Annotated in this window: 17 protein-coding genes and 3 tRNA genes; 6 read left to right on the plus strand and 14 right to left on the minus strand. The window is 71.1% G+C overall.

Annotated features, from left to right (window positions below):
- Positions 1–115 precede the first annotated feature (115 nt).
- Positions 116–1,348 carry an RNA polymerase sigma factor gene (locus tag ACFW01_RS02490; RefSeq protein ID WP_384502240.1) on the plus strand — a complete coding sequence of 411 codons (1,233 nt, stop codon included), beginning with the start codon at positions 116–118 and terminating at the stop codon, positions 1,346–1,348.
- A gap of 21 nt (positions 1,349–1,369) precedes the next feature.
- Here ACFW01_RS02490 and ACFW01_RS02495 read toward each other — a convergent pair whose 3' ends face one another.
- The 6 genes from ACFW01_RS02495 to ACFW01_RS02520 all read right to left on the minus strand — a co-directional run bounded on the left by ACFW01_RS02495 (position 1,370) and on the right by ACFW01_RS02520 (position 9,038).
- Positions 1,370–1,789 carry a universal stress protein gene (locus tag ACFW01_RS02495; RefSeq protein WP_234954473.1) on the minus strand — a complete coding sequence of 140 codons (420 nt, stop codon included), beginning with the start codon at positions 1,787–1,789 and terminating at the stop codon, positions 1,370–1,372.
- Position 1,790: 1 nt separating this feature from the next.
- On the minus strand, positions 1,791–3,296 hold the full coding sequence (locus tag ACFW01_RS02500) for an APC family permease (RefSeq protein ID WP_234954472.1): 1,506 nt from the start codon (positions 3,294–3,296) through the stop codon (positions 1,791–1,793).
- A gap of 126 nt (positions 3,297–3,422) precedes the next feature.
- Entirely contained in the window at positions 3,423–5,351 is a 1,929-nt protein-coding gene (locus ACFW01_RS02505) for an ABC transporter ATP-binding protein (protein ID WP_234954471.1), read from the minus strand.
- Positions 5,351–7,084: an ABC transporter ATP-binding protein gene (locus ACFW01_RS02510; protein ID WP_384502209.1), complete on the minus strand. Its 1,734-nt coding sequence runs from the start codon at positions 7,082–7,084 to the stop codon at positions 5,351–5,353. Before ACFW01_RS02510 ends, ACFW01_RS02505 begins: the two co-directional genes overlap by 1 nt.
- Positions 7,085–7,222: 138 nt before the next feature.
- Positions 7,223–8,677: an FGGY family carbohydrate kinase gene (locus ACFW01_RS02515; protein WP_234954469.1), complete on the minus strand. Its 1,455-nt coding sequence runs from the start codon at positions 8,675–8,677 to the stop codon at positions 7,223–7,225.
- Positions 8,678–8,732: 55 nt separating this feature from the next.
- Positions 8,733–9,038, minus strand: a complete 306-nt coding sequence (locus ACFW01_RS02520) for a YtxH domain-containing protein (protein WP_161327215.1) — start codon at positions 9,036–9,038, stop codon at positions 8,733–8,735.
- Between the two features lie 149 nt (positions 9,039–9,187).
- On the opposite strand from ACFW01_RS02520, the gene ACFW01_RS02525 reads away from it, so the two are divergent.
- From ACFW01_RS02525 to ACFW01_RS02535, 3 genes are all read left to right on the plus strand, one after another.
- Positions 9,188–9,260, plus strand: a tRNA-Asn gene (locus ACFW01_RS02525).
- A 5-nt stretch (positions 9,261–9,265) separates the two neighbouring features.
- A tRNA-Asn gene (locus ACFW01_RS02530) sits at positions 9,266–9,338 on the plus strand.
- Between the two features lie 189 nt (positions 9,339–9,527).
- A tRNA-Ile gene (locus ACFW01_RS02535) sits at positions 9,528–9,604 on the plus strand.
- Positions 9,605–9,928: 324 nt separating this feature from the next.
- On the opposite strand, the gene ACFW01_RS02540 is transcribed toward ACFW01_RS02535, so the two are convergent.
- Genes ACFW01_RS02540 through ACFW01_RS02550 form a run of 3 tightly spaced genes read right to left on the minus strand, consistent with a single transcriptional unit; the run spans position 9,929 to position 12,836 of the window.
- Positions 9,929–11,140, minus strand: coding sequence for an MFS transporter (locus ACFW01_RS02540; protein WP_234954468.1), 1,212 nt, complete (start codon positions 11,138–11,140; stop codon positions 9,929–9,931).
- Between the two features lie 46 nt (positions 11,141–11,186).
- On the minus strand, positions 11,187–12,140 hold the full coding sequence (locus tag ACFW01_RS02545) for an EamA family transporter (RefSeq protein ID WP_234954467.1): 954 nt from the start codon (positions 12,138–12,140) through the stop codon (positions 11,187–11,189).
- Positions 12,141–12,194: 54 nt separating this feature from the next.
- Positions 12,195–12,836 (minus strand): disulfide bond formation protein DsbA, encoded by a 642-nt coding sequence (locus tag ACFW01_RS02550; RefSeq protein ID WP_234954466.1) that lies wholly within the window; start codon positions 12,834–12,836, stop codon positions 12,195–12,197.
- A gap of 232 nt (positions 12,837–13,068) precedes the next feature.
- On the opposite strand from ACFW01_RS02550, the gene ACFW01_RS02555 reads away from it, so the two are divergent.
- Both ACFW01_RS02555 and ACFW01_RS02560 read left to right on the plus strand, forming a co-directional pair.
- The gene (locus tag ACFW01_RS02555) at positions 13,069–13,983 is read left to right on the plus strand and encodes a LysR family transcriptional regulator (protein ID WP_384502210.1); all 915 of its coding nucleotides are present in this window, start codon (positions 13,069–13,071) and stop codon (positions 13,981–13,983) included.
- 139 nt (positions 13,984–14,122) lie between these two features.
- Complete coding sequence (locus tag ACFW01_RS02560; RefSeq protein ID WP_234954464.1) at positions 14,123–14,515, plus strand: VOC family protein; 393 nt, start codon at positions 14,123–14,125, stop codon at positions 14,513–14,515.
- Here the strand turns inward: ACFW01_RS02560 and metF are convergent.
- The 5 genes from metF to ACFW01_RS02585 form a co-directional block, all read right to left on the minus strand.
- Positions 14,449–15,420, minus strand: coding sequence for a methylenetetrahydrofolate reductase [NAD(P)H] (gene metF, locus ACFW01_RS02565; protein ID WP_234954463.1), 972 nt, complete (start codon positions 15,418–15,420; stop codon positions 14,449–14,451). The genes ACFW01_RS02560 and metF overlap by 67 nt on opposite strands.
- Positions 15,421–15,459: 39 nt before the next feature.
- Positions 15,460–16,443, minus strand: a complete 984-nt coding sequence (locus ACFW01_RS02570) for a carbohydrate kinase family protein (RefSeq protein ID WP_234954462.1) — start codon at positions 16,441–16,443, stop codon at positions 15,460–15,462.
- A gap of 61 nt (positions 16,444–16,504) precedes the next feature.
- Positions 16,505–17,731, minus strand: coding sequence for a methionine adenosyltransferase (metK, locus tag ACFW01_RS02575; protein WP_384502211.1), 1,227 nt, complete (start codon positions 17,729–17,731; stop codon positions 16,505–16,507).
- A 100-nt stretch (positions 17,732–17,831) separates the two neighbouring features.
- On the minus strand, positions 17,832–18,554 hold the full coding sequence (locus tag ACFW01_RS02580; RefSeq protein ID WP_234954459.1) for a HemK2/MTQ2 family protein methyltransferase: 723 nt from the start codon (positions 18,552–18,554) through the stop codon (positions 17,832–17,834).
- A gap of 89 nt (positions 18,555–18,643) precedes the next feature.
- Positions 18,644–19,603 (minus strand): pseudouridine-5'-phosphate glycosidase, encoded by a 960-nt coding sequence (locus ACFW01_RS02585; RefSeq protein WP_384502212.1) that lies wholly within the window; start codon positions 19,601–19,603, stop codon positions 18,644–18,646.
- Between the last annotated feature and the right edge of the window lies 1 nt (position 19,604).

A 19,604-nucleotide genomic window follows, 5' to 3' on the forward strand; every position in this document is an offset into this window, starting at 1 on the left:
CCCGGGTAACCACGCGGTCACCCCCCGGACGCAAAAAGTCACCGCACGCCCCTCGTGGCGGTGATGTGTCGTACCCCACACTGGGGGCGGTGCCTGAGTCCTCGGAGTGTGGCCGATCCGTTCCGGCGGGTCACCGGTTCCCGCGGTTCCGTTTCACGGCGTACGGGACGGACGGCGGCGAGCGAGCCGACTCCGCCCCCCGAAGTACCGCCGCCGGCCCCCGCCGGCCGCGTCCATCCTGGAGGTCGCCCCCGTGCAGACCCAGACCCTCACCCAGACCGACGCCAGTACCGGCGGCGCGGAGCCGGACGCCGAGCGCGGGGTCCTCGTCGCCATGCCCCCGGAGAGCGAGCCCGCCGAGCCGGAGCCCGCCGAGCCGGAGCCCGCCGAGCCCGAGCCCGCCGTGCCGCCGCCGCCCACCCGTACCGAGTCCGGCGGGCCCTCCTCCGACCTGTTCCGCCAGTACCTCCGCGAGATCGGGCGGATCCCGCTGCTCAGCGCGGCCGAGGAGGTCGACCTGGCGCGGCGTGTGGAGGCCGGGCTGTTCGCCGAGGAGAAGCTGCGCCTCACCCCCGACCTGGACAGCACCCTCGCCCTCGACCTGGACCGGATCGTCGTCCTGGGCCGGGTCGCCAAGCGCCGCCTGATCGAGGCGAACCTGCGGCTCGTGGTGTCCGTGGCGAAGCGGTATGTCGGGCGCGGGCTGACCATGCTCGACCTGGTGCAGGAGGGGAACCTCGGGCTGATCCGGGCCGTGGAGAAGTTCGACTACGCCCGCGGCTACAAGTTCTCCACCTACGCCACCTGGTGGATCCGGCAGGCCATGTCCCGCGCCCTGGCCGACCAGGCCCGCACCATCCGCGTGCCCGTCCACGTCGTGGAGCTGATCAACCGGGTCGTCCGCGTCCAGCGCCGCATGCTCCAGGAACGCGGCTACGAGCCCACGCCGCAGGAGGTCGCCGACCACCTCGACCTCGCCCCCGAGCGGGTCGGCGAGGTGCTGCGCCTCGCCCAGGAACCCGTCTCGCTGCACGCCCCCGTCGGCGAGGAGGACGACGTCGCCCTCGGCGACCTGATCGAGGACGGCGACGCCGCCAGCCCCGTCGAGTCGGCCGCCTTCCTGCTGCTGCGCCAGCACCTGGAGGCCGTGCTCTCCACCCTCGGCGAGCGCGAGCGCAAGGTCGTCCAGCTCCGCTACGGCCTGGTCGACGGCCGGCCCCGCACGCTGGAGGAGATAGGCCGCATCTTCGGCGTGACCCGGGAGCGGATACGCCAGATCGAGTCCAAGACCCTCAACAAACTCCGCGACCACGCGTACGCGGACCAGCTCCGCGGCTACCTGGACTGAGCAGGACCGCCGCGGCAGCCCTCACTCCTCCTCCGTCGGCACGCACAGCACCGGCACCGGCGACAGGTGCAGCAGCTTGTGCGGGGTGGAGCCCAGCAGGGCCCCGCGCATCGGGCTCTCGCCCCAGCTGCCCACCACGATCACCCGCGCCCCGTGCCGGGCGGCCGCCGTGAGCAGGGCCTGGGCGGGCTTCTCGTCGATGATCTCGACCGTGGTCGGCACCCCCGCCTCGTCGGCCGCCTCCACGGCATGGCTCAGCGCCGTCCGCCCCGCCTCCACCAGCGCCTCGTGGTGGGAGCCGTACTCCTCGCCCATGGACCCGGGAGCCGCGGCACCGTAGACGAGCACCAGGGGCTCGCCGAACGCGGCCGACACCTCCACCGCGACCCGCAGCGCGCGCACGGCGCCGGCCGACTCGTCGTACCCGAGGACGACCGACATCTCAGCTCTCCTTGTCCGTCAGGGGCTCCGGGCCCGCCACACCGGGCCGCTCCGACCAGAACGCCGGTGACACGAACCGCCACACGAGCATCACGACCACCCCGACCAGGGCGATGCCGATGCCGATGACCAGCGGGGGACCGAGCCCCAGCCAGGACACGCCGCTGTAGGAGTTGGCGGGGTCGGCCATGTCGATCACGGACTCCACCAGCAGCCAGATCAGCAGCCCCGCCCCGACCAGCGGCCCCAGCCCGATCAGCAGCAGGTTGCGCAGGCTCTCGGTGAGCCGGCGCCGGTAGTACACCGCGCAGGCGATGCCCGTCAGGGCGTAGTAGAACGCGATCAGCAGCGACAGCGCGGTGAGCGAGTCGAACAGGGCGTTCTCGCTGATCTGCCGGACCACGAGGTACCAGACGATGGCGATCCCGGCCACCCACCAGGTGCTCACGTCGGGGGTCCGGTACCGCGGGTGGATGCGGCCGAACGTGGCGGGCAGCGCCTGGCGGCGGGCCATGGACAGCGCCGTGCGCGAGGCGGGGATGATCGTCGTCTGGGTCGAGGCCAGCGCGGACGTGGACACCGCGAGCAGCACCACCCAGTCCCAGCCGCCCATGGCCTCCCCGGCCAGCAGGGCGAAGATGAACTCCTCCTCCCCGGCGTTCTCGGAGAGGAACAGCGGCCCGGCGTACGCCACCACCGCGAAACCGACCGCCACGTACGTCACCAGCAGCACGATCGTCGACCACACGGCGGCCCGGCCGGGAGCGGAGGCCGAGTCCCTGATCTCCTCGGTGAGGTTGACCGCCGACTCCCAGCCCCAGTAGATGAACACCCCCAGCAGCAGTGCCGCCGTCAGGGGCGCGCCGCCGGACCCGAAGGGGTTGAGCCAATCGGCGGACGGCCTGACCGACGCGAGGGTGCCCGTGTCGGCGTAGACCCGGTACAGCGCCACCACCGCGAAGGCGAGCAGACAGGCGACCTGCGCCAGGATCAGCACGTTCTGCACCCGGGCCGACAGCTCGGTGCCGATCACGCACACCCCGGTCATCACCAGGATGAGCAGCACGGTCAGCAACTGCCGCACGAACTCGTTCTCGGCCCAGCCGTCCAGCCCCACGGTCAGCAGTCCGAAGGTGACGGCGACGTCCGCGAGCGAGCCGACGACCAGCACGCCGGTCATGGCGATGGCCCAGCCGCCGAGCCACCCGGACCACGGACCCATGGCCCGGGTGACCCACGAGAAGGTCGTCCCGCAGTCCTGGTCGACCTTGTTGAGGTAGTAGAACGCGGAGGCGATCAGCAGCATCGGCACGAAGGACGCGAACATCACGCCCGGCGCGTAGATCCCGACCAGCGCGACGACCGGGCCGATGACCGCCGCCAGCGAATACGCCGGTGAGGTCGCGTTGAGTCCGATGACCAGCGCGTCGACGAAGCCGATCGCGTTGGCCTTCAGGCCGGCCGGACGGCCGGCGTCTCCCTCGGTTCCCTCGGTGGTGGTGGCCATGGCCCCTCGCTCCGGTGTGCGGGCGTCGGCCGGACAAGGGAATTGTCCTGCCCTCTACCAATATGAGGCGGTTGAGGGCATATCTCATCCGGACGACGTCCACGGAGGCCCGAGGGGCCGGACGGGCTACTCCACCTCGGCCACCGCCTGCGCGAACTGCGCCCGGTACAGCCGTGCGTACGCACCGTCCGCCGCGAGCAGCGCCGTGTGCGTGCCCTGCTCGACGATCGACCCGTTCTCCATCACCAGGATCGTGTCCGCGTCCCGGATCGTCGACAGCCGGTGCGCGATCACGAACGAGGTCCGCCCGTGCGCCAGCTTGGCCATCCCCTTCTGGATCAGCACCTCGGTACGGGTGTCCACGGACGACGTCGCCTCGTCGAGGACCAGGATCACCGGGTCGGACAGGAACGCCCGAGCGATGGTGACGAGCTGCTTCTCACCGGCGCTCACCCCCGAGCCCTCGTCGTCGATCACCGTGTCGTAGCCGTCGGGCAGCGTCCGCACGAACCGGTCGGCGTGCGCGGCCCGCGCCGCCTCCTCGATCTCCCCGCGCGTGACCTCCCGCGACGCCCCGTACGCGATGTTCTCCGCGATGGTGCCGCCGAACAGCCAGGTGTCCTGGAGCACCATGCCGATGCCGGCCCGCAGCTCGTCCCGGGACATCTTCGCGATGTCCACGCCGTCCAGCGTGATCCGGCCGCCGGACACCTCGTAGAAGCGCATCAGCAGGTTGACCAGGGTCGTCTTGCCGGCCCCCGTCGGTCCGACGATGGCGACGGTGTGACCCGGCTCCACCGTCAGCGACAGGTCCTCGATCAGCGGCTTCTCCGGGTCGTACCGGAAGGACACCCGCTCGAGCGCCACCCGCCCGCGCAGGTCCTCGGGCCGGGTGCCCGGGAGCGGGTCCGCCGACTGCTCCTCGGCGTCCAGCAGCTCGAAGACCCGCTCCGCCGAGGCCACACCCGACTGCACCAGGTTCGCCATCGACGCCACCTGCGTCAGCGGCATGGAGAACTGCCGGGAGTACTGGATGAAGGCCTGCACGTCACCGATGGACAGCGAACCCGAGGCCACCCGCAGGCCGCCGACCACCGCGACCAGCACGTAGTTCAGGTTGGACACGAACATCATCAGCGGCTGCATGATGCCGCTGTTGAACTGCGCCCTGAACCCGGCCTCGTACAGCTCCTCGTTCTGCTCGGCGAACTGCTTCGCCGACTCCTCCTGCCGCCCGAACACCTTCACCAGGGCGTGCCCGGTGTACATCTCCTCGATGTGCGCGTTCAGCTGCCCCGTCGTACGCCACTGCCGCACGAACTGCGGCTGCGACCGCTTGCCCACCCGGGTGGCCACCACGAACGACAGCGGCACGGTCACCAGCGCGACCAGCGCGAGGATCCAGGAGACGTAGAACATCATCGCCAGCACGCCGATGATGGTGAGCAGCGAGTTGATCAGCTGGCCCATCGACTGCTGGAGCGTCTGCCCGATGTTGTCGATGTCGTTGGTGGCGCGGCTGAGCACCTCGCCGCGCTGCCGCTTGTCGAAGTACGACAGCGGCAGCCGCGACAGTTTCGTCTGCACGTCCTCGCGCAGCCGGAACATGGTGCGGTTGACCGCCCGGTTCACCAGCCGGGTGGCCACCGCCATCAGCAGCCCGGCCACCGCGAACACGGCCAGCGCCACCAGCAGCACCCGGCCCACCGCGTCGAAGTCGATGCCCTGGCCCGGGGTGAAGTCCGTGCTGCGGAGCATGTCGGCGACCTGGCCGTCCCCGCGCTCCCGCATGGACTCCAGGACCTGCTCCTTCGTGGCCCCGGACGGCATGTCCCGCCCGACGATGCCCGCGAAGACCAGGTCGGTGGCCCGGCCGAGGATCTTCGGCCCGACCACGCTCAGGCCGACGCTGAGGACGATGCAGCCCACCAGGGTGAACAGGGTCGCCCGCTCCGGCCGGAACCGGGCGAGGAGCCGCTTGCCCGACCCCTTGAAGTCCATCGAACGCTGGTCGGGGCCGCCCCCGGCCATCATGCGACCTGCCGGTCCGGCCATCAGGCGGCCTCCGCTTCCGTCAGCTGGGAGAGCACGATCTCCCGGTAGGTCTCGTTGTCCGCCATCAGCTCGTGGTGCCGGCCCACGCCGACCACCCGGCCCTCGTCCAGCACCACGATCCGGTCCGCGTCCCGGATGGTCGCCACCCGCTGCGCGACGATCACCACGGTCGCCTCGGCCGTCTCCCGGCCCAGCTCGGCCCGCAGCGCCGCGTCGGTGGCGTAGTCGAGCGCGGAGAAGGAGTCGTCGAAGAGGTAGATCTCCGGACGCTGGACCAGCGTCCGGGCGATCGCGAGCCGCTGCCGCTGGCCGCCCGACACATTGGTGCCGCCCTGCGCGACCGGCGCGTCGAGACCGCCCTCCAGCTCGGAGACGAACTCCCTGGCCTGCGCCACCTCCAGGGCGTGCCACAGCTCCTCGTCGGTGGCGTCCGGATTCCCGTACCGCAGATTGGTCGCCACGGTGCCCGCGAAGAGGTACGGCTTCTGCGGCACCAGACCCACGACCTTGGCCAGCACCTTCGGATCGACGGTCCGTACGTCCACCCCGTCGACCAGCACCTCCCCGTCGGTGGCGTCGAAGAGCCGGGGGACCAGCCCGAGCAGGGTCGACTTGCCGCTGCCGGTCGAGCCGATGACGGCGGTCGTCTCGCCCGGCCTCGCGGTCAGCTCGATGTTCCTGAGCACCGGCTCCTCGGCCCCCGGATAGCGGAAGCCCGCCCCGCGGATCTCCAGATGCCCGTGCCGGCGAAGCTCGGTGACCGGCGCCACCGGCGGCACCACGCTGGACTCGGTGTCCAGGACCTCCTGGATGCGTTCGGCGCACACCTCCGCGCGCGGCACCATCATGAACATGAAGGTGGCCATCATCACGGACATGACGATCTGCATCAGATAGGCGAGGAACGCGGTCAGGTCGCCGATCTGCATCCCGCCGCTGTCGATCCGGTGGGCGCCGAACCACACCACGGCGATCGACGACAGGTTCACCACCGTCATCACCACCGGGAACATCAGCGCCAGCAGGTTGCCGGTGCCCAGCGCCACCTCGGTGAGGTCGGTGTTGGCCTTCCGGAAGCGCTGCTGCTCGTACTCGTCCCGCACGAAGGCGCGGATCACGCGGTTGCCGGTGATCTGCTCGCGCAGCACCCGGTTGACGGTGTCCAGCCGCACCTGCATCGCCCGGAACAGCGGGCGCAGCCGCCGCACGATCAGCGTGACGCAGACCGCCAGCACCGGCACGACCGCGACCAGCACCCCGGACAGCGGCACGTCCAGACCGAGCGCCATCACGATGCCGCCGACGCACATGATGGGCGCCGACACCATCAGCGTGAACGTCATCAGGGCCAGCATCTGGACCTGCTGCACGTCGTTGGTGGTCCGGGTGATCAGCGAGGGCGCGCCGAAGCCGCCCAGCTCGCGCGCCGAGAAGGACTGCACCCGGTCGAATACGGCGCCCCGCACGTCCCGGCCGAGGGCGGCGGCCGTGCGCGCGCCGTAGTAGACGGCGCCGATGTTGCACACCACCTGGGCCAGGGAGATGCCGATCATCAGGGCGCCGTAGCTCAGGATGTAGCCCGAGTCCCCCTGCACGACACCGTTGTCGATGATGTCCGCGTTCAGGGTCGGCAGGTACAGCGACGCGCAGGTCTGCAGGAACTGCAGCGCCACCAGCAGGGCGATGGATTGTCTGTAGGGCCTGAGATGGGTCCGCAAAAGTCGTATGAGCACGCTGGGTCTCTCGGGGTCGGCGACGGAGGCAGGTGGTTGCCCCTGGCCCCTATCGTCGGACACTCGACCTGCGTTACCTCAACCGATTAACCCAAGAGCGCGGCAAATTCCGGCCCACGAGGGCCACCGCGCCCCGCGTCAGGTGCGCAGCGCCCCCGGGTGGGTCTGTTCGCGGACCGAGACGAACTGCTGCCGCACGGCCTGGCCCACCGCCAACTCCTCGCCCGGCTCCAGCACCTGGGCCACCGCGCCCTGCCAGACGGGCGGGGTGCGCGGGTCCAGCGTGCCCTGGGACGCGCCCAGCGCCCAGGCCGCCTGCCGGGCGGAGCCGATCGCCGCGTAGTCCGCGGGCTGCGGCACGACGACCTGCGTCCCGAACAGCGCGGGCGCCGCCGCCTGCACGGCCGGCAGCTCGGCCGCCGCGCCCAGCAGGAAGACCCGGCGCACGTCCACGCCCCGGCCGCGCAGCACGTCGAGGGCGTCGCCGAGACCGCACAGCATGCCCTCGAACGCGGCCCGCGCCAGGTGCTCGGGCCGCATCGACTCGCGCCTGAGGCCGGCGAGGGTGCCGGCGGTGTGCGGCAGGTTCGGCGTCCGCTCGCCCTCCAGGTAGGGGAGGAGCACCAGGCCGTGCGCGCCGGGCGTCGACTTCATCGCCAGCTCGGACAGGCTCTCCAGGTCCCCCGCGCCGAGCAGCTCGGCGGCGCCGCGCAGGGTCCGTACGGCGTTCAGGGTGGTGACGACCGGCAGGTGCATGCCGGTGGCGTCGGCGAGGGCGGTGATCATCCCGGACTGGTCGGCGAGCGGCTCGGTGTGCACGGCCATCACGGACCCGGACGCGCCCAGCGACACCACCGCGTCGCCCAGCCCGATCCCGAGCCCGAAGGCGGCGGCCTGGGTCTCGCCCGTACCGGCGGAGATCAGCAGCCCCTCCGGTGTCGTACCGGCGGCCTCGGCCGGGCCGATCACCTCCGGCAGCATCACCTGGTGGCCGAGCGCCAGCTCGACCAGGTCGGGCCGGTAACCGCCGGTCGCCGCCGACCAGTAGCCGGTCCCGGAGGCCCCGCCCCGGTCGGTGGTCCGCCGGACCGGCCGTCCGAGCAGCTGCCACACCAGCCAGTCGTGGGCCTGGAGCAGGACGGCGGTCCGTGCGGCGGCGTCCGGCTCGTTCCGCGCCAGCCAGCGCAGCTTCGTCACCGGCTGCGCGGCCTGGGGCACCGAGCCCACGGCTTGCGCCCACGCCTCACGGCCGCCGAGCCCGTCGATCAGATCGGCCGCGGCCACCTGTGCGCGCTTGTCCCCGCCCACCATGGCCGGGCGCACGGTGTTGCCCTGCGCGTCCAGCGGCACCACGGAGTTGGCCTGCGCCGACACGCCGATGGCCTGCACACCCTCCAGCAGCCCGCCGCCGGCCGCCTCCCCGAGAGACAGCAGCCAGGCCTGCGGATCGACGTCTGCCGGCCGGCCTCCGCCCTCGGGGCTCTCCAGCGGGTGCGGCGCGTAGCCCTGGCGCAGCACGGCGCCCGTGTCCGAATCGCAGACGACGATACGAGTGAAATCGGGCGAACTGTCCAACCCGGCGACTATCCCCATGCCCGAAATTCTGCCGCACCGGGAGGCGTGGCCGTACCCGGTGGGGGCTTGCGTCTCAGGTGTTGCTGGTGCCCCAGTCGTCCGGGCCGGTGCCGTTCGTGCCGCGTTCCCGCAGGGAGCGGACCCGCTGGGCCACCGAGTCGGGCATCCGGTCACCCACCTTGTCGCTCACCACGTGGTACGCCTTGTCCGCGAAGTGCCTGCCCTGCTGGGCCGCCGACTCGGCGGTGTTGCGCACCGCCGGGTTCTGCGCGACCTGCCGCGCGGACTTCCGCATCTGCTCGTAACGCTCCCGCCCGGCCTTCGTGCCGAGCACGTATCCCGCCGCCAGTCCGACGACGAACGTGAGCCGGTAACGCATGGCTGCCACCCTTCTCTTCACTGGCTCCGTGGTGCCGGAGAGTACCGATTGGCGGAGCACCCCCCTGCTTGCGCTAATGTATGTGTCGCAGCGAGCGCGCGCCCCCTGGCGAATACCCAGGCCGACGCGTTCGATGCGACACGAGACTTTCCTCGGTAGCTCAATTGGCAGAGCAGCCGGCTGTTAACCGGCAGGTTACTGGTTCGAGTCCAGTCCGGGGAGCTCGGTCCTCCGTAGCTCAATTGGCAGAGCAGCCGGCTGTTAACCGGCAGGTTACTGGTTCGAGTCCAGTCGGGGGAGCACCATGAACGAGGACCCCTCAGGGGTCCTTTTTCATGTCTCCTTCCAAGTCCCGGGAACCACGCGGCACGTCGCGGAGTCCTCAAGGTCATGAAGGCGTCGCGGCAGCCGACCATCCGAGGCAGGAGATCGTATGAGCGGCTATGCTGCGGCAGACGGCGCGCACACCTGTACGCGACACGCCGCTATGGGGCGGTAGCTCAGCCGGTTAGAGCAGCGGACTCATAATCCGTCGGCCGTGGGTTCGAGTCCCACCCGCCCCACCACAAGAAAAACGTTCTGACCAGCAAGGATGCGTATTTTACGGTAGCGGCTGGGCGGCAGACGCCCAACCGACACGCCGTACGGTCCCCCGCATGGCCGAGATCAAGACCATAGGGCGGGTCAAGGGCCAGGGGGGGGCGCCCTCGCGGCAACAGCAGCCGGGCAAACGCAAGTGGACGCGCGCTCCGCCGTCGCCGGTCGGAACACGCGCCCACGGCACCGGAGGCGGTGCGGATCGTCGCGGCGGGGGATGACGCGACGATCCGCTCCCGGGGCCCCGCCCCGTGTGGGGGCGGGACCGCGACCGCGCTTCGGTGGTCAGGGGGTCAGCTCGCCGGCGCGGTCCGGCGACCGGTGGAGGCGCGGAGGATCACGGCGAGGGCGACCATGACGATGCCGAACCAGACGACGCTCGTGACGCCCACGTGGTCGGCGAACAGACCGCCGACGAGGGCGCCCAGGGCGATGCAGGTGTTGTAGGCCATGGTGTTGAGCGACATCGCGGCCTCGAAGGTGTCGGGGGCCGCCGAGAGCGTCATGTTGATCTGGCTGAGCTGGACGACACCGAAGGCGAGGCCCCACAGGATCATCGCGGCGATCACGCCGACGTCGTTCGCGCCGATGGCCAGCAGCATGACGAGTGCGGCGATCATGATCAGGCCGCCCACGATGAAGCTGCCCCGCAGGCTCTTGTTGACGGTCTGGCCGCCGATGAAGTTGCCGATCGCGCCGCCGATGCCGAAGACGATGAGGACCACGGTGATGAAGCCGACGCTGGCGGACGTGCTGTCCTCGAGGTAGGGCCGGACGAACGTGTACGCACCGAAGTGGCCGAGGACGAAGAAGACGACCATGACCAGGACCACCCGCAGCGACACGTTCCTGACGGGCAGTTCGAAGACCTCGCGGACCGAGACCGCGTTGGCCGACGGCAGCGACGGGATCGTGAAGGCGACCGCGAGGAACACCAGGGCGCTGAGGCCGGCCCAGATCAGGAAGGTGGCGCGCCAGTCGCTGGCGCCCTCCAGCAGGGTGCCGAGCGGGATGCCGACGACGGTGGCGATCGAGATGCCGGACATCACGACGGCGGCGGCCCGGTTGGCGTGCTTCTCCGGGACGATGCGCATGGCCATGCTGACGCCGATGGCCCAGAAGACGCCGCTGGCGAAGCCCATGATCAGGCGGGTGCCCAGGATCAACGGGTAGTTCGGGGCGATCGAGGTGATCAGGTTGCCGACGGCCAGGACGGCCAGCAGCGCGGTGAGCAGTCGGCGCCGGTTGACGCGCCGGGTCCACGCCACGATGAACGGCACGCCCAGACCGGCCGCGACACCCTGTGCCGTGACCATGAGGCCGGCCGAGCCCACGGAGACCCCGAGGCTCTCGCTGAGCGGGGTGAGCAGGCCGATCGGCATCAGCTCGGTGGTGAGGAAGACGAACAGACTGGCGGTGATGGCGGCCACACCCAGCCATCCCCGGGTCGGGGACACCGGCTTCTGTGGTGTGACGGGGGAATTTGTCTCATCCTGAATGGTCATGTCATCTCTCCGGATGTGGTCATGGCGTGGGGAGGTGCGCCCGCCGTTATCCGCTGCGTTCCTGTTCCAGAGCGGGTTGGTCGGGGGACGGTGAAGCGGTGGTGCGGGGTGGGGCCGGGGGAGTCTGCTCGGGCTTCGGCTTGGGCGGGCGGGGCTGGCCGAGCACGACCGCCAGGAGGATGACGGCCATGCCGACGATCTGGAGGACGGACAGCGTCTGGTCCTTGACGAGGTAGCCCAGCAAGGTCGCCACGATCGGGCTGCCCAGCGCGAGGAAGGAGACGGCGACGGCCGGCAGCCGCTCGATGCCTCGGAACCAGACGATGTAGCTCAGGACGGCGCCCAGGGTGATGAGGTAGGCGAACCCGATGACGTTGGAGCCGGTGAGACCGTCGGGAAGGTCTTCCAGCGACAGCCAGAACGGCAGCAGGACCAGGCCGCCCGCCGTGAGTTGCCACCCGGTGAACGTCAGCAGGCCGACGCCCTCCGGCCGGCCCCACCGCTTGGTCAGCGTGATGCCCGAGGCCATGCACAGCGCTCCGCCGATCGCGGCGAGGACACCGACGGTGTCGAGCGAGACCGTGCCCTTGAAGACGAGCAACGCCACGCCCCCCGCGCCCATGACGCAGGCCAGGGCGTGGACGAGTCTGATCCGCTCGCTGAGGAAGAGGGCGGCGAGGACGACCACGAACATGGGCTGCGCCGACATGATCATGGCGGCGATGCCACCGGGCAGCCGGTAGGCCGCGACGAAGAGCAGGAAGTTGAAGGCGCCGATGTTCAGAACGCCCAGGACCAGCGCGCGCCACCACCAGACGCCGACGGGGAGCTTGCGGCCGAGGGCCAGCAGCACCAGGCCACCGGGCAGAGCCCGCATGGTGGTCGCCAGGAGCGGCCGGTCCGGAGGCAGCAGCTCGGTGGTCACCAGGTAGGTGCTGCCCCAGACCGCCGGAGCCAGGCCGGTCAGGGCCGCCGTGAGTACGTTCTGTCTGTTCTTCATCTTGCCTCGCATCCCGTGGGAATCACCGTGGTTCCCGACGTCCGTCCGGCCGGCTCAGTCGAAGATCGGGTCGCGATCGCGGCCGCGCTTCAGCTCGAAGAAGCCGTCCGTGCCCGCCACGGCCAGCACGCCGTCCCAGAGCCTTCCGGCCGCCTCGCCACGGGGAGCGGGGGTGAGCACGGGGCCGAAGAACGCCAGTGGCTTCCCGTCCGGACCGGGCACGTGGATCACGGGGGTGCCGACCTCGGAACCGACCGGGTCCATCCCCTCGTGGTGCTCCGCCCGCAGCGGCTCGTCCCAGGAGGTGTCCTCCGCGGCCTCGATCAGGTCGGCGGGCAGATCCGCCTCTTCGAGGGCGGCGCGGATCATGTCGTGGCCGAGCCCGGCCTTCTCGTGGTGGATCAGGCGGCCCATGGCGTTGTAGAGGGGACGCAGCACCTCGTTGCCGTGCCGCTGCTGTGCCGCGACGCACACCCGCACGCAGGCCCAGCCGTCGATCATGCCCTGGCGGTACTTCTCCGGGACCTCGCGGCCCTCGTTGAGGACCGACAGGCTCATGATGTGGAAACGGGTTTCCAGCGGCCTGACCTGCTCGACCTCCAGCATCCAGCGTGAGGTGATCCACGCCCAGGGGCAGCGGGGGTCGACCCAGATGTCGGCGACGGTCGTCTCGGAACGCGGTGGCGTGGTGCTCATGGCGGTCGCTCGTCCTTTCGGTGTCACACGGCGTGAGGGCGCGCGCGGGCATGCCTCGGCGTGGTGCGCCCAGGTCCGGGAGTACGTAGGGGAGATGGCAGCGGCGGAGCGGCTTGCGAGCAGGCCGGAGGGACCCCGGCCAGGGGTCCGCCCGGCACGGTCGGCCCGAGGACGTTCCTGCCGTGTGCGGTCGTCACCAGTGTCGGGCCGGGGGTGTCGATGAGTCCAACACATGCTTGTCACGCGATGGATCTCGTATCACGATGGATCCGTGGAGCTTCAGCAGATGCGGTACGTGATCGCCGTGGCCGAGACGAACAGCTTCACGCGGGCTGCCCAGCGCTGTCTGGTGGTCCAGTCCGCGCTCAGCCACCAGATCGCGCGCCTGGAGAAGGAACTGGGTGCGCGGCTCTTCGAACGCACCAGCCGCCGGGTCCGGCTGACCCCGGCGGGCGCGGCCTTCCTGCCCGCCGCCCGCCAGTGCCTGGACGCGGCGGAGCGGGCCGCCGCCGAGGTCGCGGCGGCCGTCGGGGAGGTGCGCGGACGCCTCGCGGTGGGGCTGATCCCCACGGTCGCCGCCGTGGACGTTCCCGCCGTCCTCAAGGACTTCCAGCAGCGCCATCCGAAGGCCCGGATCAGCCTCAGCGTGGGAGCGAGCGACGAGCTCGTCGAGCAGGTCAGGGAGGGCGAGATCGAGGTGGCCTTTCTCGGTATCCCGGTCACGGCCCGCCCCCGGGGCGTCATGGCCCGGAAACTGGCCCAGGAGCGGCTGGTCGCCGTGGTCGCCCCGGACCACCCACTCGCCGGCGAGGCCTCGGTCGACCTCCGCCGACTGTCCTCGGAGGTGTTCGTGGACCTCCCGGCGAAGACCGCCGGCCGGGCCCAGTCCGATCTGGCCTTCACCGCCGCCGGCCTGACCCGCGAGGTCGCCTTCGAGGTGACCAACGCGGACTACCTGGCCCGTCTGGTCGGCGCGGGCCTGGGCGTGGCCCTGCTCCCGCCCGCGTACGTCGCGGGCCTGGCCGGGATGGCCACGATCGAGGTCACGGACGCACCGGCCCGCGCCGAGTACGTGATCTGGGGCCGGGAGAGCCGCACCCCGGCGGCCGCCGCCTTCCTGGAGCTGCTGGGCATCGAGGAGGGGTGACCGGCCGGGCCCGGGCCGGGGGCCGTCTGTTCTTCCCCTCCCGGCCAGGGTTTCATGGTCATGGACACCGGATCATCAAGCGAACACGGCTGCGGGCTGCCGAACCGTACGGGGCCGTCATCACTGGAAGGCATGTTCCATGCGAGTGCGTGTAAAAGACTTCGACCACTTGGTGCTCAATGTGCGCGATGTCGAGCGTTCCCTGGAGTTCTACTGCGGGTCACTCGGCCTCGAACCGGTCCGCGTGGACGAATGGCGGGCCGGTAAGGCCCCGTTCCCGTCGGCAAGGGTCAGTCCGACCCTGATCATCGATCTGTTCGACCGCCCGCGCACCGAGTCGAATGTCGACCACTTCTGTCTGAGCGTCGAGCCGCTGGACTGGCAGGAGGTCATCGCCTCGGGCGAGTTCACCGTGCTGGAAGGCCCCGTCGGCCGCTACGGCGCCCGAGGGGACGCGCAGTCGATCTACGTCGAGGACCCGGACGGCAACACCGTCGAGCTGCGCTGGTACCCGCAGGACGTGCGGGGCTGACGGGCCCCGAGGGGGTGCCGGGTGCTCCTCGCGCCCCGTAGGTTGCGGTGGATCTCCAGCGTCGCCGTCGAGCGGTTGAGCGTGATGTAGTGCAGCCCCGGCGCCCCCTCCGCGAGGAGCCGCTCCGCCATGGCGGTGGCGTACTCGACGCCGATGCGGAACCCGTCCGCGGGGTTGCCGGCCGCGGCGTCCAGGCGGTGGGCCAGGTCCTCGGGGAAGGCCGCGCCGCTGAGCCGCGCGAAGCGGGCGATCTGGCGTACGTCGGTGGCGGGCATGATCTCCGGGATGATCGGGGTGTCACAGCCCGCGGCGGCCACCCGGTCACGGAGCCGCAGGTAGTCCTCGACGTGGAAGAACATCTGGGTGACCGCGTAGTCCGCCCCGGCCCGGCACTTGGCGACGAAGTGCCGGATGTCGCTCTCCCACTCCGGTGAGCGGGGATGGCGTTCGGGGAAGGCGGCCACGCCGACGCTGAAGTCCCCCGACTCCTTGACCAGGCGCACCAGTTCGTGAGCGTGGGTGAAGCCGTCGGGGTGCGGGACCCAGGGCGCGTTCGGGTCGCCAGGGGGGTCGCCGCGCAGGGCCAGGACGTCCCGGACGCCGGCGTCGGCGTACTGGCCGATGATGTGGCGCAGTTCGGCCACCGAGTGGCCCACGGCGGTCAGATGGGCGACGGGCCGCAGCGTCGTCTCGGCCGCGATCCGCTTGGTCACCTCGACGGTACGGTCCCTGGAGGAACCACCGGCCCCGTAGGTGACGGACACGAAGGCCGGGGCCAGCGGCTCGACCCGGCGGATCGCCTGCCACAGCGAACGGGCCCCCGCACCGGTCTTCGGCGGGAAGAACTCGAAGGAGAACGACGGCTCCTGACGTCCGAGAGCCTCACGCAGCGCGATCGTGGTCATGCCCGGCCCCTCCCCGCGTCGAAGCGGCTCGCCCCCCGGTCATGCGCCGTCCCCCAGCAGCGGCCCGATACCCCGCGCCGCCTCCTGGCCGTAGGCCCGGCTGATGCGGGCCAGCAGGTCCGAGGGAAGCAGCTTGTACTCCTGGGTGCCGACGGATTCGAGGACCACCGTGGCCAGGGCGCAGCCCAGGCGGGCGGCGCCTTCGTACGGAAGGTTCCCGGCCAGGCCCGCGAGGAATCCGGCCCGGAAGGCGTCACCCCCGCCGGTCGGGTCGGCCACCATCTCCGTCGGCACCGCAGGGACGTCCTCGCGGGGAGCACCGGCGGTCATGATCGATACGCCGCCGGCACCCCGCGTGACGAGCCAGGTGCCGACGCGCTCCAGTACGTCCTGCTCGCTCCAGCCGGTGCGCTCCAGCAACAGCGCGCTCTCGTACTCGTTGGTGAACAGCAGCCGGGCTCCGTCGACCAGTTCCCGGGTCTGCCCGCTGTCGAGGCGCGCCAGCTGCTGGGAGGGGTCGGCGGCGACCGGGGTGCCGAGCCGGTGCGCGGTGGCCGTGTGCCGGAGCATCGCCGCGGGGTCGTCGGCGCCGACGAGGACGAGGTCGAGGCCGCCGGTCCGCCGGTGCGTCTCGGCCAGGTCGATCCGGCCGGCCTCGGCCATGGCGCCCGCGTAGAAGGTGGCGATCTGGTTCTGGTCGGCGTCCGTGGTGCACACGAAGCGGGCCGTGTGCAGGGTCTCGCTGACCCGGACGGAACCGGTGTCCACTCCGGCCTCGCGCAGCCGGTCCCCGTACGCCGCGAAGTCGATGCCCGCGGCCCCCACGAGCACCGGCCGCAGGCCGAGCCGGCCCAGGCCGAAGGAGATGTTCGCTGCCACGCCTCCCTCACGGACCTCCAGCCGGTCGGCGAGGAAGGACAGGGACACGTGGTCGACCATCTCGGTGATCAGCTGTTCCGCGAACCGGCCGGGGAAGACCATGAGATGGTCGACCGCGATGGAGCCTGTCACAGCGATACGCACTACGGTTCTCCTTGAACTCGGTCAGGACGGCGCAGGTGACGCAGGTGCCACAGGTCAGCGGTCAGTGCAGGCCGGCGGCCCCGCGCAGGGCGTCCACGCGGTCCGTGCGCTCCCAGGTGAAGTCGGGGAGTTCCCGGCCGAAGTGGCCGTACGCCGCCGTTTGGGCGTAGACCGGGCGGAGCAGGTCGAGGTCGCGGATGATCGCGGCCGGGCGCAGGTCGAAGACCGCGCCGATCGCGCTCTCGATCCTGCCGGTGTCGATCGTGTGGGTGCCGAAGGTCTCCACGAAGAGGCCGACGGGCTCGGCCTTGCCGATGGCGTAGGCGACCTGGACCTCGCAGCGGGAGGCGAGGCCCGCGGCGACCACGTTCTTGGCGACCCAGCGCATCGCGTAGGCGGCCGAGCGGTCGACCTTCGACGGGTCCTTGCCGGAGAAGGCGCCGCCGCCGTGGCGGGCCATGCCGCCGTAGGTGTCGATGATGATCTTGCGGCCGGTGAGGCCGGCGTCGCCCATCGGGCCGCCGATCTCGAAGCGGCCGGTCGGGTTCACCAGCAGGCGGTAGCCCTCGGTGTCCAGCTTGATGCCGTCCTCGTCGAGTCGGTTCAGCACCTGCTCCACGACGGACTCGCGCACGTCCGGGGTGAGCAGCGCCTCCAGGTCGACGTCCGCGGCATGCTGGGTGGAGACCACCACGGTGTCGAGGCGGACCGCCTTGTCGCCGTCGTACTCGATGGTGACCTGGGTCTTGCCGTCCGGGCGCAGGTACGGGACCGTCCCGTCCTTGCGGACCTCGGTGAGGCGCCGCGACAGCCGGTGGGCCACCTCGATCGGCAGCGGCATCAGGTTCGGGGCCTCGTCACAGGCGTAGCCGAACATCAGGCCCTGATCACCGGCGCCCTGCCGGTCCAGCTCGTCCTCACCGCCACCCGCGGCCGAGGACTCGACGCGCGTCTCGTAGGCGGTGTCGACGCCCTGCGCGATGTCCGGGGACTGGGCGCCGATGGAGACCGAGACCCCGCAGGAGGCGCCGTCGAAGCCCTTCGCGGACGAGTCGTAGCCGATCTCCAGGACGGCCTCGCGCACCAGTGCGGGGACGTCTGCCCAGGCGGACGTGGTCACCTCGCCGGCCACATGCACCTGGCCGGTGGTGATCAGGGCTTCCACCGCCACCCGGGACCGCGGGTCCTGGGCCAGCAGGGCATCGAGGACGGTGTCGCTGATCCGGTCGGCGATCTTGTCGGGATGACCCTCGGTCACCGACTCGGACGTGAACAGGCGTTGGGACACGGTGTGGCGCTCCTGTCGTACGGACGGGCGTGGACGGGGCACGGCGGGGCCTGCGGCGGGCCGGGGCCTCCCGGTGGGGGAGGCCCCGGTGGATGTCCGGTCAGGACAGGCGGTGCACGGTGAACTCGACCGGCACGTCGAAGACGGGCTGGGTGGTGGAGAACACCACCTTGTGCTCGAAGCCCTCGTCGGCCACCAGCTTCTCGAAGTACTCCACGTCACCCATGGTGCTGAAGAAGAGGACCATGCGCCCCTTCTCCGTCAGGTGGGCGCGGGCTTCGCGGAAGAAGCGGGTCAGTGCCTGGTAGCCGGCGTCGGTGCCCGCGACGTCCGCGTAGTCGGTGGCGGCGAACCACTGGAACGGCGGGTTGAAGACGATCAGGTCGAAGCGGCCCTCGACCGAGTCGAAGACGTCGCTCTCGCGCGACTCGACGCGGTCGGCGACCCCGTTCAGCTCCGCGTTGGCACGGGCGGCGGCCACGGCGTGCGGGTTGAGGTCCACCGCCACCACGTCGGCGCCCTTCTTGGCGGCGATCAGGGCCAGCGATCCGCTTCCGGTGCCCATGTCGAGGACCCGGTCACCCGGCTGGACCTCGGCGAAGACCGCGCCGCCGAGCATCGGGGACACGGGGCAGGGGGTCATGACCTGCGAGGGGACCCGCAGGGTCAGGCCCAGGAACGGGTGGACCTGTTCGCCCTCCTCGCCGCCGCCCAGCGAGGTCATGGTCTGGCGCAGTTCCTTGATCTCCTCCACCCGCTCCTGGGAGGCGAGCGGGCGGTAGGACTCGGCTTCGGACGTGGACTGGTGAACGAGCTTCGTCATGGTGTCCTCTCCATTCGTGTGTCGAGATTCGTGTGTCGAGCGCGAGGGGACGCGTTCGGCCGGTGGGGTGGCCGGGGTGGTCGGAGCTGTCAGGCGGACCGGGACTCGGCCCGGAGCCGGGCGTGGGCCGCGGCCAGCCGGCCGCCGACCTCGGCCGTGCTGACGAGCACGGCCATGTTGGCCTTGGACGAGCGGCCTTCCGTGGCCGCGTCCACCGCCCGCATCAGGTACTTCGTGATCGCCTGGCCCCGGATGCCGTCCCGGTCGGCGGCGGCCATGGCCTCGGTGATCGCGGCATCGACCTCGTCGCTGTCGATCGCCTCCTCCGGCCGGACCGGCGTGGTGATCAGGAACGAGCTGTTGTTGCCCAGCGCCCAGTGGTTCTCGACCGAACGGGCGATCACCTCGTCGTCGTCCAGCCGCATCGGGCTGCGGAAACCGCTGGACTCGCAGTAGAAGGCCGGGAAGTCGTCCGAGCGGTACGAGACCACCGGCACGCACTGGGTCTCCAGGTACTCCAGCGTCAGGCCGAGGTCCAGGATCTTCTTCGCGCCGGCGCACACCACCGCGACCTTGGAACGCGTGAACTGGATCAGGTCCGAGGACACGTCCATGGTCTTGTCCGCGCCCCGGTGCACCCCGCCGATGCCGGCCGACGAGAAGAACGGGATCCCCGCGAGTTCGGCCGCCACCAGGGAGGAGGCGACCGTCAGCGCGCCCATCCGGCCCTGGGCCAGGACGACGGGCATGTCCCGGCTGCTGACCTTGGGGATGCCCGGCGTCGAGGCGAACCGGTCGATGTCGGCGTCGGTCATGCCGACCACGACCTTGCCGCTCTCCACGGCGATCGTGGCCGGGACCGAGCCGCCCGCCCGGACGGCCTCCTCGACCTTCCGGGCGGTCGCGGCGTTGTCCGGGTAGGGCAGGCCGTGGGTGATGACGTTGGACTCCAGCGCCACCACCGGGCGGCCCGCGTGGAGCGCGTCGGCCACCTCGGCACTGAAGACGAGCGGGACGTCCTGGTGGGTGAGAGAGGTCGTGGCGGTCACA

Source organism: Streptomyces sp. NPDC058985 (assembly GCF_042740985.1).
Taxonomy (GTDB): Bacteria; Actinomycetota; Actinomycetes; order Streptomycetales; family Streptomycetaceae; genus Streptomyces.

Coding starts and splice junctions, on each gene's coding strand:
- ACFW01_RS02580 (WP_234954459.1), bottom strand. CDS start 18,554: ATGACGAAGCTCGTTCACCAGTCCACGTCCGAAGCCGAGTCCTACCGC.
- ACFW01_RS02515 (WP_234954469.1), bottom strand. CDS start 8,677: ATGGGGATAGTCGCCGGGTTGGACAGTTCGCCCGATTTCACTCGTATC.
- ACFW01_RS02545 (WP_234954467.1), bottom strand. CDS start 12,140: ATGAAGAACAGACAGAACGTACTCACGGCGGCCCTGACCGGCCTGGCT.
- metF (WP_234954463.1), bottom strand. CDS start 15,420: ATGACCACGATCGCGCTGCGTGAGGCTCTCGGACGTCAGGAGCCGTCG.
- ACFW01_RS02500 (WP_234954472.1), bottom strand. CDS start 3,296: ATGGCCACCACCACCGAGGGAACCGAGGGAGACGCCGGCCGTCCGGCC.
- ACFW01_RS02550 (WP_234954466.1), bottom strand. CDS start 12,836: ATGAGCACCACGCCACCGCGTTCCGAGACGACCGTCGCCGACATCTGG.
- ACFW01_RS02555 (WP_384502210.1), top strand. CDS start 13,069: ATGCTTGTCACGCGATGGATCTCGTATCACGATGGATCCGTGGAGCTT.
- ACFW01_RS02560 (WP_234954464.1), top strand. CDS start 14,123: ATGCGAGTGCGTGTAAAAGACTTCGACCACTTGGTGCTCAATGTGCGC.
- ACFW01_RS02540 (WP_234954468.1), bottom strand. CDS start 11,140: ATGACCATTCAGGATGAGACAAATTCCCCCGTCACACCACAGAAGCCG.
- ACFW01_RS02520 (WP_161327215.1), bottom strand. CDS start 9,038: ATGCGTTACCGGCTCACGTTCGTCGTCGGACTGGCGGCGGGATACGTG.
- ACFW01_RS02505 (WP_234954471.1), bottom strand. CDS start 5,351: ATGGCCGGACCGGCAGGTCGCATGATGGCCGGGGGCGGCCCCGACCAG.
- ACFW01_RS02495 (WP_234954473.1), bottom strand. CDS start 1,789: ATGTCGGTCGTCCTCGGGTACGACGAGTCGGCCGGCGCCGTGCGCGCG.